Origin of the sequence: Turneriella parva DSM 21527 (genome assembly GCF_000266885.1) — a bacterium.
In the GTDB taxonomy this organism is placed as follows: domain Bacteria; phylum Spirochaetota; class Leptospiria; order Turneriellales; family Turneriellaceae; genus Turneriella; species Turneriella parva.
Window position 1 is genome coordinate 3,668,841 of sequence record NC_018020.1, and the last position, 16,670, is coordinate 3,685,510.

The window sequence follows — 16,670 nt, forward strand, 5'->3', positions numbered from 1 at the left end:
CCGGCCAAGCAGGAGCTTGGTTTTGCCGGGCTCGGGCATGCAGTGACCCCCGAAAACCGGACAGCTTAACCTGCTGCCATTAGGTTCCTGTATTCAACCGGCGAACGCATCTTCAAGCCTTTATGGGGCGCATGATGGTTGTAGTCATGCATCCAGTCTGAAATCTGCGGCATTACTTTCCACGCGGATTCAAGGCGATTTATGTAAACGTAATCGCGCTTGAATGTTTTCACAAATGCTTCGGCCATACCGTTGCTTTCAGGGCTATAGGCAGGCGTCGTGCAGACTTGAAAGCCGATGGAAGATGCAAAATGAACCGTTTCACGGCTCGTGAATTGTGGGCCATTATCACTGAGCAGTTGAATGGTGTGTGGGCATTCAGCCTTGCCAAAGCGCTCTTCGACTGCACCGAGCAGCATGTCGCGAATGTTCAGACCGTCGATGCCGACGGTGCTGCTAAAGTGATTGATGACTTGCCGATCGTGGCAATCCAGAACAAACGCCACCCAGACGTGAGTGCCATCCCAGGTAAGCACGCCAAATATATCCATGCACCAGCGCACGTCACTTTTCGCCGTGATGATTCTGCCATCATGCACAAGGGTGCGACGGCTTGCAACTTTTTGCAGCAGCAACTGGTGCACCTTCATCAATCGGTAGACGCGCTTCTTATTCACGCGTGAAAAGCCTTGTTTTTCAAGGGTTTTGTTGAGCATTGCTGTCACGCGTCTATAACCGTATGTCGGTCTTTCGTCGCAGATCCGTCGGATTTCCGGCAGTACTCGCTCATCTACCGTCAGGTCGGTCTTGCGCCCCCGTTGTGAGGATTTCAAACTTTCATAGAGGTTGGACCGTGAGACACGCAATACATCCGCTACATGGCTCACTCGAAACCCTCGATGCCGCGCAATGGCTTGTGCGAGATCAGTTTTTTTTCGCGTCCAATACGCACGGCTTCCTTGAGGATTTCAACTTCTTCCGTCTTACGACCCAAAATGCTCTCCAGCCGACGGATGCGCTCTTGGAGCTGCCTGACCTGCGATACGGGCAATACTTCCTCTTCGCTGCCAACAGCCGTCAGAGCGCCAGCCTCTTTCAGCTTTTTCCATTTGAAAATCTGCGTCGCTGCGATTCCATGTTTTCGGGCCACATACGACATGCTCATACCGGGCTGTTCGGCCTCTACCAGAATCTCCAGTTTCTCCGCGACCGACCATCTGCGCCGCCGCTGGACGGTTGTGACTAACTCTACCTTAGCCTTAGTACTATCATTATTCATATCACTACTCCTATGTCTTAGGAGCAGGATAAGGTGTCCGGTGATTTAGGGGGTCGCTACAATGTTGAATACTGCACAAACAACTCCGGTGAACCTGAGAATTTCAAAAATTTGACCTTTAAGCCTCGAACATACTGTAAAGGGGCAGGAAAATCAAGCAATACCCTTCTTGCAAAAATCGTTTCTCCTGCTTCTTCTAATATCTTATGAGTCTTGTCCTTACGCAATTCCAGTACAACATGGCCTTTAAAGGCGTCTAAATCCTTAACCTCATCATTCAATTTTAACCCGAATTGCTCATCATATATGCCCATTAGTAAGGACAGTCTGCATCCATATTTTTTCTTTTCCAGCATGTTATTTTTTGGCTCAGTATAGCCATACGGAGAAAATCTTGCGAAGATGCAGATTGACAGAGAAACGGAAACGTATACGCAGAAAATCCGCCGATCGTATTCAGCAAAGAAATGAAGCTCAGCGGCCGAATCCTGTGCGGACTGTCGACCTCAAACGTTGGCTGTTTGCCATGAGGGGCCAGTCTATTGGTGGTACACATCGAAGGGCAGAAATGTGCACCTCTGACAGTTCGTGATCAACACAGCCGTTACATTCTGTCAGATCAGATACTGGAAAAGGCCATATTTACATTATCAAAAAGCACTTTGAAGCGCTGTTCAAGAAATACTGTCTACCGGAAAATATTCGCTCTGATGACGGCAGCCCGATTGCATCGGCGCACAAATTGCGCGGCTCACACAACTTTCTGCGTCGTGGATGTCACTGGGTAGTTCACTGGATCGCACTGAACCATGTAGGCCTAATCAGAATGGCGCGCACGTGCGCATGCACGCTGATATTTATCGGGAAATCTTGGGCAGGTTGAAAGGCGATCTGAAAATGCACCAGAGAATTTTTGGGTGAATGGCCCGATGAATTCAATACTGAGCGTCCGTATGAATAATTATGCGTAGAGACGCCTACAGAATTCGATGAATCTTCGCGGCGTCGATATATTGGAGGTGTCATATTCGGCTACCCACGGACTATCATTTGCGCATGGTCAACGATCGCGAGTTGCGCACCACAAAGTGCTGCGCGTTTTCAAGAGCAATGCGCTGAACGACTACAAAGTCGGATTGCGTTACGCACCTGAGATGCAACTTGATCTATATTTATCAAGCTGAGGGGGACACATTTTCAACTACATCGAAAGTTTCTATAATTCGGTATGGCTCCATTCTGCGATAAATTTGAGTGTCCGAAAGGCTGGCTGAATTTATAGCGAGCAGTTCTAACCGCCTCTAATATACGGGGGTAGGATCCGGTATGCATGTAGCAGACGTCCATGTATTAGAGAAGTAAAACTAAAAAACACTTGTCCACAAAGCTCACGCGCCAATGCAGAACTATGGAGAATACTCTGGAGCGTATAGTTGACCGGGTGTACCAGGAGGGCATAAGCCGAGCCCAGGACCGCGCGGCAGCGATTACCGCCGCAGCCGAAGCACAGGCAGCAGAAATTACGCGCAAAGCAAAAGACGAAGCGGCGCAGATTACTGCTGCTGCCAAAGACGAGGCGCTGCGATTGCTCAGAAGCGCCGATTCTGATTTGAAACTGACTGCCTCCCGGGCGCTGGGCAGCCTGCGCAACGAAATTTCGCAGCTGCTCGCTGCGCAGGCTGTCGCGTCACCGCTTTCTGCCGCTCTTTCCGATGTCCAGTTCATCAAGGATCTTTTTCTCAAGCTGGCCGAAAACCGTGATGGAACAGGACTTATGCTCAGCGTGCCGCAGGGCCAGCGCGATGAACTCGTGCGCGGGCTGTCGGGGCTGATGCAGGGCCGGTTGAAGGGGCTCGAAATACTTGCGGGATCGATGAAGGCAGGTTTTGTCGTCAGAGAAAGAGATGCTGGTTTTGAGCTTGATTTTACCGAGCCGGCGCTTCTCGAGTTCTTGCAGCCCCACATAAAACCCGCGATAGCTTCGCTTTTCAGATCGCAGAATGGCTGAGTCTAATTTCTATTTTCTCGTCAATGCGCTGCCCGACCCGACTGATCTGGAGGCCGGGGAGCTCGAAGCGGTGCGGCTGCTCATCGAAGACAACCTCAACCAAACTGAAACCCATGCTTTTCGGTATCTGCTTTACCGTAACGACAATAAGAACCTGCTGAAGCTGCTGCGCAAGCGCGATGGCATTTTACCCCGCACCGCCAGCCATTTTTATACTCCTGCTGTTTTTACTTTTGAAGATCTCGATGACATGCTCATCGATGTTTATGCTGGTGAGGTGATAGTACCGGAATATTTAGATCAGTTTTTGAACGAAGAAAAACATGCGGGCTGGACAGTGCGCGAACGCGAGAACCGGTTGCTGGAGCTTTATTACGACGCGGGCATTTGCCATCCGCAGGAATTTATCCGCTCGATGTTTCTGTTCAAGCGTGATCTGAAAAATGTATTGCTCGCGCTCAACGCGCGTAGACAGGGTTTCAAGATCACGCGTATCACTGTGGGCGATTACGATCTGCCCGTTGCGCTGGCGGCTTCGACGCAGGCGGATTTTGGGCTTGGCGGAGAGCACGATTACCTCGGGCAGCTGGCGCACCTTCTCGCCGAAGGCAAATTGGTCGAACTCGAACAAACGATCGACGAGCTGCTGCTCACACACTGTGCTGCACTGGTGCGCGGTGAAATCTTCTCACTGAATTTCGTGCTCTATTATTTTCTCGATCTGAGCCTGAGGCATCGCTGGCGGGCTCTGACACCAGATCAGGGAGCGCGTGCACTCGGTGATCTTGTTGAAGACATCATCAGAACTGCAGGTGAACCAGCAGAGAGCGGAGTAATAAAATGAGCGGAGTATCTTCAACGCAGGGGAAAATTACCGGTGTGTTGTCGAACCTCGTCAGCATCGAAGCGAACGGGCCTGTTGGGCAAAACGAAATTTGTTATATCGAACATGATCGAGTAAGGCTAATGGCCGAAGTGATTCGCGTTTCGGGAAACACCGCTCAGGCGCAGGTCTTTGAATCGACGCGTGGCATCAAGAGCGGCGATAGGGTAAGCTTCACCGGGCATATGCTTGAGATCTCACTTGGCCCCGGCATTCTCTCGCGTAAGTACGACGGCCTGCAGAACGATCTCGATAAATTAACCGGGCTGTTTCTTGAACGCGGCCAGCAGGTCGATCCGCTCGATACAGAAGTGCTGTTCGATTTTTCCCCGCTTGTAGCGGCTGGTGCCCAAGTTGAAGCCGGTGACTGGTTAGGCCAGGTCAACGAAGGCTGGATCAAGCACAAGATTATGGTACCGTTTGCGCTCGAGGGTGTACACACGGTAAAAAGTCTCGTCAGCGCCGGAAAATACCGCGTCGACGACGAGATCGCAGAACTTACGAACTCCTCCGGTGAAACGGTAAAAGTTACCATGCGGCAAAAATGGCCGGTGAAACGCGCGATCACCAACTACACCGAAAAGATGCGCCCTTTCAAATTGCTCGAAACCGGTATTCGTGCGGTCGATACGCTGAACCCGATGCCCGAGGGCGGCAGCGGCTTTATTCCGGGGCCGTTTGGCTGCGGCAAAACGGTGTTGCAACACGCGATGAGCAAGAATGCCAATGCGGATCTCATCATCATCACGGCGTGCGGCGAACGCGCGAATGAGGTGGTCGAAATTTTTAAGGAGTTTCCCGAACTTGAAGATCCGCGTACCGGTCGCAAGCTGATGGAGCGCACGACGATTGTCTGCAATACCTCAAACATGCCGGTGGCAGCGCGCGAAGCGTCGGTCTATACCGGCATGACGATCGCCGAATATTACCGCGCAATGGGATTAAAAGTGCTGCTGCTCGCCGATTCGACTTCGCGCTGGGCGCAGGCACTGCGCGAAATGTCGAACCGGCTTGAAGAGCTGCCGGGGCCCGATGCTTTTCCGATGGACCTTTCGGCGGTCATCTCGGCCTTTTATGCGCGCGCGGGTTTTATCAGACTGAAGGACGGCAATACCGGTTCGGTGACTTTTATCGGTACGGTTTCACCCGCTGGCGGTAATATGAACGAACCCGTGACCGAAAGTACCCGCAAGGCTGCACGCTGCTACTATGCGCTGGCGCAGAAACGGGCCGACTCAAAGCGCTACCCGGCGATTGACCCGCTCGATTCGTATTCCAAGTATCTCGATTACCCTGAGTTTCGCGAGCAGCTGGCGGCCGACCTGCAGCCGGGTTGGGCCGAACTCGTCGAGCGCATGCGCGATTACCTCAGGCGCAGCGTTGAAGCGGCCGACCAGATTTCTATTCTGGGCGACGACAGCGTACCGGTGAGCTACCATGTTACACTCTGGAAAGGCGAGTTGCTGGATTTTGCGATTCTGCAGCAGGACGCGTTTGATCCGATTGACCAGAATACCCCGATGGAACGGCAGAAGTACATGCTGGGCCTCGTCGCTGAAATTTGTACGCAGGATTTTGATTTTGCGCATTTTGAAGATGTCGGAGTGTTCTTTAAGAAACTGATAAATCTGATGAAACAGATGAACTACTCTCCGTTTAAGAATGCCGACTTTACGAAATACGAGGCTGAACTCAAAAGCCTCGCTGCTGGCAAGAAGGCTGCCGCGGTAGTGTCATGAAAAAAGTTTATACACGCCTTTCCAAAATCACGAAGGCGACAATCACGCTGCTGGCAGAAGGCGTCGGCAACGAAGAGATGGCGATAGTTGATGGCCGTCGCGCTCAGGTAGTGAAGATCAGCGGCAACGAAGTGACGCTGCAGGTTTTCTCTGGTACCGATGGCCTGGCGACAAACTCGCGTGTGCATTTTCTGGGTGTGCCGCCACAGCTCACCGTTGGGCCTGATCTTTCTGGGCGTTACCTCAATGCGTACGGTGAACCGATCGACGGTGGCCCGCCCCTGACGGGGCTTCTGGTTGAGACCGGTGGCCCCACCGTGAACCCCGTGCGGCGCCAGCAGCCGTCTGAAATGATTGCCACCGGAATTGCGGGCATTGACCTGAATAACTCGCTCGTGGCCGGGCAGAAGATACCGTTCTTTGCCGACCCCGACCAGCCGTATAACCAGGTGATGGCGACCGTGGCGCTGCGCGCGGACGCCGACCGTATTATTTTGGGTGGCATTGGTCTTACCAATGACGACTACCTCTATTACCGCAATGTTTTTGCCAACGCCGGGGTTGAAAGCCGTATCACCGCATTTATCAACACCACCGATAATCCGCCGGTTGAACGCCTGCTGGTTCCCGATCTGTGCCTGTGCGCCGCCGAATATTTTGCCGTCGAAAACAAAGAGAAGGTACTGGTACTGCTCTCAGACATGACGCTTTTTGCCGATGCGCTTTCAATCGTGTCGAACAAGATGGACCAGATTCCCTCGAAAGATTCCATGCCCGGTTCGCTTTACAGCGATCTCGCGCGCATTTACGAGAAGGCGGCGCAGTTTCCCGACGGTGGCTCGATCACGATAGTCGCAGTGACCACCCTCAACGATGGTGATATTACGCATGCGATACCCGATAACACCGGCTACATCACCGAAGGGCAGCTGTTTCTGCGCCGTGACACGGGTGTCGGCAAGATCATTGTCGATCCGTTCCGTTCGCTCTCACGCCTCAAGCAGATCGTCATTGGCAAAAAAACGCGCGAAGACCATCCGCAGGTGATGAATGCGCTCGTCAGGCTCTTCGCCGACGCGGCCAATGCGAAAACCAAGCAGGAAAACGGTTTTGATCTCACGCGCTACGACCTGCGGGCGCTCGACTTTGCGCGCGATTATTCGCGCGAGCTATTGGCCATCGACGTGAATATCAGCGTCGAAAAGATGCTCGATACCGGCTGGCGGCTTATGGCGACTTATTTTGAAAAGACCGAGGTCGGTATCAAACAGGCGATTCTCGATAAGTACTGGAAAAGCGTGAAGTGAGGCGATGAAGTACCAGCTTAACAAGCCTGCTCTGCAGAAGTTGCGGCGCGACCTTGCGATCAGGGTGCGCGCGCTGCCGATTCTTAAAGCAAAAGAAACTGCGCTGAGGCTCGAACTCATCAAAAGCCAGGCATCGCTCGCGGCCCTGCAAAAAGAGGCGGCAGAACTAGCCCGGCAGAACGAACACTTCATTAAACTCTGGGCCGAATATCCAGGTCTCTTGCGTATCGATGAAATTCAGCTTTCAGAGCGCAGTATCGCCGGCGTGCGGGTCAGTATCATCGGCGACATTAAATTCAACGTGATCAAGGCCGGACTTTTTCACCAGCGCGGCTGGGTTGTAAAGGGCACCGAGGTACTGCGTGAAATGGTGAGGCTGAGGCTTCAGATCAACCAGCAGCGCAAAAATACCGAAGTCTTGCAGCAGGCGCGCAAAAAAGCGACGCAGAAGGTCAATCTGTACGAAAAGGTCCAGATTCCGCAATACACGAACGCGATCAGGCGCATTCGAAGTTTTCTCGACGACAAAGAAAATATCTCACGCGCGGCGCAGAAAATTGTCAAAGAGCGCGCGCGCCAGGCGGCCCTGTCGTGATCGCCAAAATGTACAGCCTTTCGCTGCTGCTTTTTTATACTGAAAAGAAGCGCATGCTGCGCGCGTTGCAGAATCTGGGAGTGGTAGATCTCAACCTCGTTAAGACAGAAACCGAGCGGATAAAACGCGCGGCGCAGAACGTCACTGGGCTGCGCAAAAGCCTCGCGCAGATTTTACAGGCGAAGCGTGAGCTGCCTCAGGGCTCGGTTTTGCCCGAAGTGGCGCTCCCCCATGAGTCGGCGGCCCAGCTGAATCTGATCACAGGATTGCTGCAGCAAAAAGAGCGATACGAAAAAGCGCTCGGTGAATTGGCTGAGCAGTATACGCGTTATGCACCGTGGGGTGAAATACCGGTCGATGGAATTGCGCTACTCGCGCAGCACGGCATCGGCGTGCACCTGTTCTCGGGTTCTGAAAAATTTTTCGATCGTTACGATTTCGGCGACCAGTGCGTAGAAGAAATTTCGCGCGGTGGCAATAGCGTGCGCTTTGCCTTGCTGACGCTGCACGCCGATGCGCCGGTAATTCCGTTCCAGAAGTTTGCTGTTCCGGGTACAAATCTTGAAGCGATGCGCCGCGAGCGGGAGTTTCTGGAGAAAAAGCTGCTCGAGACAAAGACGCGCCTGGCGGCGCTGGCCACCGGAGTTCAGTCGCTCATGCAGTCGGCCGCTCATCTTGAGACGCAGCGCAGTTTTGAAACAGCCAAACACAGCCTCGAAGCAGACAAAACCGGTACGGTATACCGCATCAGTGGATATTTTCCTGCTGCGAGACTACCCGCAGTCAAAAACTTTTTCGAAGAGAGAAAGCTTGCGTATGAAATCGGTGAACCTGCCGAGGGCGAAAATCCACCGGTCTTGCTAAGCAATGGCCGGTTCGCAAAAATATTCGAACCCATTACTGGTATTTTTTCGCTGCCCGATTACCGCGAACTCGACCCGACACCGCTCTTTGCACCGTTCTTCACCCTATTTTTCGGTTTCTGTATGGGCGATGTCGGCTACGGGCTGGTTTTACTCTCCATTTCGATAAGTCTATCACTGAAAAAGAGTCTGCGCAAAATCGGTTTGCTTGGCGTGATTCTCTCAGCGGCAACCATCGGCAGCGGCGTACTGATGAACTCGTTCTTCGGAGCGAATCTCTTTGTGCGCGATGGCCAGGGGCTCATTGCGGCAAAATCCGACCCGGCATTTTTTGCGGCCTATACCGTGCAGGGCAAAACGGTATTTCCGGCGATGACGCTTTCGTTGCTCATTGGCTGCCTGCAGATTTTTACAGCGTTCATGTTGCAATCCGTAAACGAGATTCTCGTGCTCGGCTGGCGTTACGGGGTTAAAGCGCTGGCGATGCTGATGATCAGCGGCCCCGCTTTCATTCTCGCTGCGCACACAAATTTCATGGGCCTCGGTTTCGACCGCAGCTTTGTTATCGGCCCGGTTGCGGTAGGCCGCTTTTTGACCTCAGTTCCCGAGCAGGTGGCGCAGGCGATTCTGACCGCGGGGGTTGTCTTGTTTTTTTTCTTCGGCAGCCCTGATCGCAAATTTTTTACTCGTCCGCTCGCTGCGCTTTGGGACTTCTACGGTTTTTCTACCGGGCTTCTGGGAGATTTTCTCTCATACATACGCCTCTTTGCGCTGGCGCTCGCCGGTGGGCTGCTCGGCAATGCGTTTAACCAGATTGCATTTATGCTGCTGCCAAGAACTGCTGCAGGTGCTACCGACTATGCCTCGCCTTGGATCGTAGGCACAGTGCTGATACTCGTGGTTGGGCATACGCTCAATTTTGCACTCGGAGCGTTGGGCGCATTCGTGCACCCGTTGCGCCTGACATTCGTCGAATTTTATAAGAACATCAATTTCAGGGGCGGCGGCAGACTATACAATCCGTTTCGCCGTGCCCAGGCGTGACCTTAAGGAGAAAAAATGGAAACAATTATCGCAACCACAGGGCTGGCACTCATGGTGGGTCTCTCGGGCATCGGTTCAGCCATCGGGCTTTCGATGGGGGGCTCGTCAGTGCTCGGCATGATCAAAAAGAAACCCGAAGCGTTCGGCAACGCACTCGTGCTGTCAGGTTTACCGGCGACGCAGGGGCTCTATGGTTTCGTCGCATTCATTCTCTATTCTGCCGATGTCAAAGCGGGGATCACCATGTTTCATGCGGCGGTAGTTTTCGGTGCAGGCCTCGCGGTGGGGTTGGTATGTTTCATTTCGGCGATTCAGCAGGCGAATGTCTGCTCGAGCGGTATTCAGGCAATCGGCGGCGGCCATGATGCTTTCGGCAAGACGATGATTCTTGCCGCATTTCCCGAATTTTACGCCATTCTTTCGCTCGTTGCGGCGATCTTGATGAAAGGCCTGCTATAGCAACACGATTGCGCCGCAAAAGCTATTTACGCGCTATGCGCATGCCATAGGTGACACCGATGTCGGGAGTGCTGCTCAGTCGAGACCCCGCACAGCTTGAAGTCAGTCTACGCGATTTACATCTACCCTTTCAGCCCCAGGTGCTTTCGGCGGTGCTCGGTCTGCGCGATGATACGCGCATGGATTTCATTGAACTCGATCGGCTGATTCGGGCAGATCAGAATATCGCTTCGATCATTCTCAAGATGGCCAACTCGAGTTTTTACTCGCGCGGGCAAGAGATTCGCACGTTGCCACAGGCCATTGGTATGATTGGTTTTCGCACTATCGTCTCGATTGTGGCCGCCGCTTCTGCCAAAAGTATCTTCATGAGCGGCAACTATGCCCGCTTTCGCCGCTATGTCTGGCAGCATTCGCTTGTGACGTCTATCATCGCAAAGATCATCTGCGAACAGCTGCACTGGAAAAATCTGACCGAAGAGGTCTTCATCGGGGGGCTGCTGCACGATATCGGCAAAGTGATTCTCAATCACCTCGACCGCGAGAAGTATATTGAAGTATTCAACAAAACCTTTGAAACCTCAAAACCCTTCAGAGAGGCAGAAAGGGAACTCTTCGGAGTCGACAATGGTGTCGTGGGCCAGATGGTAATCAAAATCTGGAATCTGCCCACCGTTTATCGGGAGGTCGCGGTGTTTATTCACCGGCCCGCCGATGCGGCTCTTTCTCACCTGCCTGAGAAGGACCAGCAGATTATACGCATTGTCGGTCTCGCGAACCAGATTGCCAAGGCCAATGAATTCGGATTCTTCGAAGCGAATTCTTCTGTAACAACCTCAGATTTTTTCGCGGCATTGGGCATTTTGCCCGGTTCGGCCCTGGAATCGATAAACTGGAACGAGGCGATCGAGAAAGATCCGTACTATCAGGTCTTTTCGTTTATTGGCTGACGATGGCAGAGCAAAACGCTACAGAAGCGGGAGAAATTCTCTTCGAGACAACCGCCTATGAATTGTATTCAGGGGTCAAGACCCAGATTAAAGAAGGCGTGCGCAAAGTCATCTTTGACCTCGGGCGCAGGCAGCTCGCAGGGCCGGTGATCTCCATAGTTCTCGAGCTCGCCGACAACGCGCTCAAGGCCCTTTACAAGCATGTCTTCTTTGAGTACGCGATCAAAGAAACAGGTCTCGGCGATATACCCTACGAACAGTGGAACTCGATCTTTCAAGATGAAATCGAAACGAACTATGCGCGCAATTTTGAGCGCGTCTGCCGCGAACAGGGCCTTGCGATCATTGTGCGGCTCAGCCGTCACGGTGAGTCGCTGCGGCTCGAGGTCATTAACGACGGCGCCCCGAAAAGCGAAGAATACGATTATTTGAAAAAACTGCTCAAAGACTCGGCGCATTCGCAGAGTATTTACCGTTACGTCGATGCCGAAGAGCAGACAGGCGATGGCAAGCCCGTCGAAACCCCGGGCCTTGGCTGGACCCTCATTTTTCTGACGCTCAAAGGCCTTGGACTATCGCCGCATAACTTTCAGTTTGTTGTCGGCAAGACGCGCACGACTGCCCGCGTTGATTTTCCGCTCGATGTCTTTCATGTGGGCGATGCGGGCAAGGTCAAAATACTAGAAGCGAGCGAAGCGAAAGATAAGCTCGTCGCACATATTTTTTCTGAACTGCATCTCGGCGTCGTCGTATTCAACGAAAAAGGCGATGTGCTCCAGGTCTCGCGTGACCTGCTCGACCAGCTCGGCATGCGCGAGAATAATGTTGAGGATTTTCCACGTCTGCTCAAAGCGCGCTTTGCCGAAGACGTTTTTTCAGGGCCTTTTAGCGTGAATCTGGTGAACCATTTCGAGAACTACCGGCTCAAAGTCGCAACCATCGACGGCAAACGCGAACTGCTCTTCAATATCAGTGGTATTCTCAACCGCGAGCTCAAACAGGTTGAAACCTGCTGGCAGCTGATCAACCTGACGCAAGACGCCGGCAACCTTTCTGAAGGCTCCATTTTCGAGAATGTACACCTGCAGAGTATCATCAGGCCATACATTCCCGGTATGATTCTCGAAAAAGCGCGAGACAGCCTCAGGCACGGTTTTCTGCACCTGCCCAACGAACACCGCGAACTTTCAATCTTCTTTCTCGACCTGATCGGTTTCACCACGACGAGCGAAAAACTCGATCCGGCAAAGGTGATCGATCTCTTGAACTTGTCGATGGGCATCGCCGTTAAATCGATTGAGGTACACCACGGTTATATCGACAAGTTTCTCGGCGACGGCATCATGGCGATTTTCATCGATCCGCTTGAAGCGGTGATTGCCGGCTTTGAAATTCAGAAGAACTTTGGCGGCCTCAACGAATACCGCAAAATCAGCGGTGAAGAACCGATCGAAATGCGCATCGGCATCAACACGGGAATGGTCATTCTGGGCAGCGTCGGCACGCGCAAACGTATGGACTGGACGGCACTCGGCGATGTCGTTAACACCGCCTCGCGGATAGAAAAATCCGGTGAGGCGGGCAGCGTGCTCGTGAGCCAGGCGACCTACGAAAAGGTCAAAGACCATGTTACCGTGCGCAGGTCATTCAGCCAGAAGGTGAAAGGCAAAGAGCAGCAGATCATGCTGCATTTTCTGCAAAGCGTCAGCTACCTGCGCGGCGGCGAGAAGAAACTTATCGAACTCTAACGCGCCGGCGCCCGCACGAGCAAATACTCTTTGCTGAGCGTGCCGTCTGCAAAAAGATTGATGCTGCTGCTCGCGGTTTCGTCGAAGTTCCACCAGGTGACCTCGAGCCCGTCGATTTCATAGACCGGGTTTTTGCGGTAGTAACGCACGGGCACTCTGTCTGGCAGAATTTTCCACTGCCTCAAATCGCCGAACAGGCGACGTAACACGACCCGCTTAACCCCCAGCGCAGACAGCTGTTTGAGAAATAGATCCACCTCATCGACATTGTGCTCATTTATAATGGAGCTTACTTTAACGGGGATCTCAGAAGCCTCGATGATGCGCCTCAGATCGGGTACCTTTGGCACACCCATCATGCGCGCGTAGGTCTGCGGATTCAATGTGGGCAGCGAAATACAGGCCCGGTCGTAGCGGTTGAAGATTTTGATCTTCTTCAGCGACAAAGCTCCATTGGTGTGAATCGAAATTTTTGCCTGCGGCAGATCGGCACGTACAAGATCGATCAACTGTGCTTCGTACCGGTACAGGTGAGGGTCCGTGGTCGTGCCCGTGAAAACAACCTCGCCGATCTGCAGCCGCTTAACTTCAGCGACAAATGCCTGCCAACCCAGCGGTGGAAAAATACTGAGATTGCTGGCATTTAGGTTCTCTGCGACTTCTTTGCCGATACAGAACGGGCAAAAACGGTTGCACGGGCCGGCGAACAGAATGTTGGCGAAGTCGGCGGTGTCCAAGATTTTTTTGCGAAAACTGCGTCGCACATACTCCAAGAACCAGCATTTCCTGATCATTCTGCTAGTCTACAATCTTACTACACAAACTACACTTATCAGATCCTTCTCAAGCTATACCCCAAGTATTGCCCCGACCACAACAGCCTGCTGACCAAGGAAATCTCAACCCGAAGCTATACGGTTCGTTGCTCACACTCATACTGCAAGTACCAACAATCCCGGCTCAGTCACACACCCTTACACCACTTCAGACTTCCAGTCTGGATGTTCGGGTGGGCCCTGCACGAATCCCAGGAACGCTACCCGCAAGTCCTGTCAGCCACCGAAATCCAACGTCGACTCGGTATCGCCAAGAACTCCGCACTCCTGCTCAAACGTAGACTACAGCTCCTGGCCTCCGATCAAATGAAAAAGATCAAAACCCTGATGCACGAAGAGCTAACGAAAAAGTTCATAGAGACAAAGTTACCACACCCATCCGAAGACAAACACGTTGACACGATCCTGCAATCCCGTCCCGTACCACAAGCCGACTCCGTCGTCCTGTACTCAGCTTCTCAGCGTGCAAACCAGGGGCGTAAACGATTCAAACACACCGGACAGACCGCTTCGATCTACCTGTCTGACAAACTCGGCGGAGCACAGCGCGGCCCACTCGTCCACACCCTGTCCTGGAAAGGTGGCCCTGTGATCTACGACTCAATCCCCAACAACCAAGCTCAAACACTACGGCGTTTATTGGATAAATACATCCCCAAGGATGTCCCTGTCTTCACGGATGAAGGCTACAAGTTCTACTTCCGAATCAACAAGAACCACCGCATGGTGAACCACAACAGAAAGTCATCCGATCCCCGTTACCGCTGGGCACGCAACCGCTGGTCAATCAACGGAGTTCACAACCAGGTCGCCGAAGGCAACCACCGCAACCTGAAGTACAACTTCATCGCAGGCTACTCTTACATCACACCCAAATACTCTCAACTCTACTTAAACGAATACGCCTTCTGGAAGAACCTGAAATACTACGGCTGGTCAAAGCTCACAGTCCTCCGACCCGAAGACCAAACTACAGCAACTACAAAAACCACATCACTTTCAAACCACCAACCTGTGAACGAAGTTCCAACTACATCAACTACGCGAACTACATCAAGTTCTGATACCGAATCACGTTCCGATGCTCAATCGAACTTCGATTCCACCCTGTCCCGATCATCAAAAGCTCATGCCTCCGCCAAAAAAAAGTGTATTGAATTATTAAGCGAGTCTTGTATCAACCCTGTGTCAAGGGTGCGTCCTGACATGGAAGAGGTCACCGGTTCCGCTTCGGAACGATCTTCCGGTTCAATCGTATTTCGCAAAAAATCCGGCGATACCGTACAGGGGTCGGGTGAAACTACCAAGTCCGGTCCCATCCCCCCAAGTCACGATTTGGGTAAGGTGAGCCGGATATATCCCAGGGAAAATTGGCTCCGAACCAGCATCTCGGCGCACACGTACACACCACCAACCCTCGAAGAACGGAAACGCAATGAATTGTCCAGCGACAACGATGATCTCATCACCCAAATCAAACAGCTCGTCTCGCGCCCTGAACACGCAGACCTGAAACATGCCGTCGAAGACTACATCCTGTTTCAATCCCGGAAGAAGAAACACGAGTCTGCGTCGCAGCAGCTTTACGAATTCCACGCGAATCAAATCTGGGAGTTCCTCGGCGACAACGAATGGAGTGATCTCGATTCAATTCTCGACTCCCTGCAAATCTCTAGGGCCAAGGCCTACCGGATCATTCGCACCTGGGCGGTTGCCGGGATCGCAGATGTCGTTGATCGCAGTCACCCTGACGGATTTAACTTTAAGCTGCTATACGATTTCAGGAAGCGTATCCCGATTCTCCCCCCAGTCCGATACGTTCTCGACAGGGAAGAGTTCGTCAGCTTCGAATCCCGCTATAGCCAATCCGTCCAGAAGCAGTACGTCGAACGCAAGTCAAATGCGAAGTATCAATGAAATTCCCTTCGTTTACGTACAATCTATCCTGGGTTCATTTTTTAATTCTGGTTTTGGTTTAGCCTTCCGCAAAGTATATACCTGTGCTGGTGGAGAGTTAGTTGTATTGCTCAGTCAGCACAAGGTGAACAGGCTGCGGTAATCTTCAGGGATGAGTTTGCCGCACACAGCATGTTCCTTTCACCATTCATCCCCCGGCGTGGCCTATCGGATTCCTTTGTACGATAAGCCACGCCACTTTTTCTATTCGCAGAAAATCTCCTCTTGGGTTGCCGGTTAAGAATTTTGCATGTTTTATTCTCTCATGGGCTCTGGAGATTCTTATAAGTTTACAGCCAAGGACTTCTATACACTTTTGGACAAGCAGCAGTATCGTTGCAGGCTGTCAGGGCGAGAACTCACCCCTGAAAACACTGACGGTGAGCACATTTTGCCGCTGGAGCTTGGAGGCCAACACCAGCCTGAAAACATTTGCCTTGTCGTGAGGGATGTAGCGCGGCTGAAACGCCACCTGACCGAACAAGCTGTCGTTGAGCTCTGCTACGATATACTGAAAAACAGAGGCCTTGAATTTGACTTTAATGTATCCAAAGTTTCTTGAAACCAGAGCTTGGGTAATCTGCAATAACTTCAATCAGAGAAGTACCCGCTTTCTCGGCGCCCCTCAAAGAAGCAAATCACGCAACATCATTCATCGCCAGGCCTGGAACCAGACATCACGCAGAATCTACCGTTACTTTTTCTATCGAACCAATGAGGCATCCGGGCAACCAAAATCATCAGGTGTTCCGTCTCCTTGGGCTCTTCGCATCCAAGGTCTTATACGCGAGCTGCGGCGTCGAGGCAGTGATGGTCGTCAACTCTGGCAACGCCGCATTTTCCAAATCCTCGAAGTATGGTCGTACAATCCACGACCGCGGCAACCGGCAGCAAATGCGGCTTGGCAAATCTGTTCCGGTATTCTCACCGCGGCCAACCATTGGCGAAGACGAAGCCGTAATGTGCTTAAGGGAATCCCAACGTGGACAAATGTCTTATGGCG

At 52.4% G+C, this 16,670-nt stretch carries 13 protein-coding genes and 1 pseudogene; 11 read left to right on the forward strand and 3 right to left on the reverse strand.

Features of this window, described 5'->3' with window-relative positions; genetic code table 11:
* Positions 1–54: 54 nt before the first annotated feature.
* Together TURPA_RS17765 and TURPA_RS17775 are read right to left on the reverse strand one after the other, a co-directional pair.
* Positions 55–1,279 (reverse strand): annotated as a pseudogene (locus TURPA_RS17765) (IS3 family transposase); the annotation flags it as partial.
* Between the two features lie 56 nt (positions 1,280–1,335).
* Positions 1,336–1,635 (reverse strand): hypothetical protein, encoded by a 300-nt coding sequence (locus tag TURPA_RS17775; RefSeq protein ID WP_014804645.1) that lies wholly within the window; start codon positions 1,633–1,635, stop codon positions 1,336–1,338.
* Positions 1,636–2,687: 1,052 nt separating this feature from the next.
* Between TURPA_RS17775 and TURPA_RS17780 the strand changes: the two genes are divergently transcribed.
* From TURPA_RS17780 to TURPA_RS22235, 9 genes are read left to right on the forward strand one after another with little or no spacing between them, the layout of a single operon-like run.
* On the forward strand, positions 2,688–3,287 hold the full coding sequence (locus TURPA_RS17780) for a hypothetical protein (RefSeq protein WP_014804646.1): 600 nt from the start codon (positions 2,688–2,690) through the stop codon (positions 3,285–3,287).
* Positions 3,280–4,131 carry a DUF2764 family protein gene (locus tag TURPA_RS17785; protein ID WP_014804647.1) on the forward strand — a complete coding sequence of 284 codons (852 nt, stop codon included), beginning with the start codon at positions 3,280–3,282 and terminating at the stop codon, positions 4,129–4,131. The genes TURPA_RS17780 and TURPA_RS17785 overlap by 8 nt, the downstream gene beginning before the upstream one ends.
* Positions 4,128–5,909 carry a V-type ATP synthase subunit A gene (locus TURPA_RS17790; protein WP_014804648.1) on the forward strand — a complete coding sequence of 594 codons (1,782 nt, stop codon included), beginning with the start codon at positions 4,128–4,130 and terminating at the stop codon, positions 5,907–5,909. The genes TURPA_RS17785 and TURPA_RS17790 overlap by 4 nt, the downstream gene beginning before the upstream one ends.
* Positions 5,906–7,216, forward strand: coding sequence for a V-type ATP synthase subunit B (locus tag TURPA_RS17795; protein ID WP_014804649.1), 1,311 nt, complete (start codon positions 5,906–5,908; stop codon positions 7,214–7,216). Before TURPA_RS17790 ends, TURPA_RS17795 begins: the two co-directional genes overlap by 4 nt.
* A 4-nt stretch (positions 7,217–7,220) precedes the next feature.
* Positions 7,221–7,811: a V-type ATP synthase subunit D gene (locus TURPA_RS17800; protein ID WP_014804650.1), complete on the forward strand. Its 591-nt coding sequence runs from the start codon at positions 7,221–7,223 to the stop codon at positions 7,809–7,811.
* On the forward strand, positions 7,808–9,718 hold the full coding sequence (locus tag TURPA_RS17805; RefSeq protein WP_041948674.1) for a V-type ATP synthase subunit I: 1,911 nt from the start codon (positions 7,808–7,810) through the stop codon (positions 9,716–9,718). The genes TURPA_RS17800 and TURPA_RS17805 overlap by 4 nt, the downstream gene beginning before the upstream one ends.
* A gap of 15 nt (positions 9,719–9,733) precedes the next feature.
* A complete protein-coding gene (locus TURPA_RS17810; RefSeq protein ID WP_014804652.1) occupies positions 9,734–10,177 on the forward strand; it encodes a H+transporting two-sector ATPase C subunit in 444 nt (147 codons plus the stop codon).
* Positions 10,178–10,236: 59 nt separating this feature from the next.
* Positions 10,237–11,127, forward strand: a complete 891-nt coding sequence (locus tag TURPA_RS17815; RefSeq protein WP_014804653.1) for an HDOD domain-containing protein — start codon at positions 10,237–10,239, stop codon at positions 11,125–11,127.
* Between the two features lie 2 nt (positions 11,128–11,129).
* Positions 11,130–12,875, forward strand: a complete 1,746-nt coding sequence (locus tag TURPA_RS22235; RefSeq protein ID WP_014804654.1) for an adenylate/guanylate cyclase domain-containing protein — start codon at positions 11,130–11,132, stop codon at positions 12,873–12,875.
* Here the strand turns inward: TURPA_RS22235 and TURPA_RS17825 are convergent.
* Positions 12,872–13,612: a radical SAM family protein gene (locus TURPA_RS17825; RefSeq protein WP_157210578.1), complete on the reverse strand. Its 741-nt coding sequence runs from the start codon at positions 13,610–13,612 to the stop codon at positions 12,872–12,874. The genes TURPA_RS22235 and TURPA_RS17825 overlap by 4 nt on opposite strands.
* A 405-nt stretch (positions 13,613–14,017) precedes the next feature.
* Here TURPA_RS17825 and TURPA_RS22240 point away from each other — a divergent pair, with 405 nt between their 5' ends.
* Together TURPA_RS22240 and TURPA_RS17835 are read left to right on the forward strand one after the other, a co-directional pair.
* Entirely contained in the window at positions 14,018–15,628 is a 1,611-nt protein-coding gene (locus tag TURPA_RS22240; protein WP_157210579.1) for a transposase, read from the forward strand.
* A gap of 289 nt (positions 15,629–15,917) precedes the next feature.
* On the forward strand, positions 15,918–16,229 hold the full coding sequence (locus TURPA_RS17835; protein ID WP_014804657.1) for an HNH endonuclease: 312 nt from the start codon (positions 15,918–15,920) through the stop codon (positions 16,227–16,229).
* Positions 16,230–16,670 lie beyond the last annotated feature (441 nt).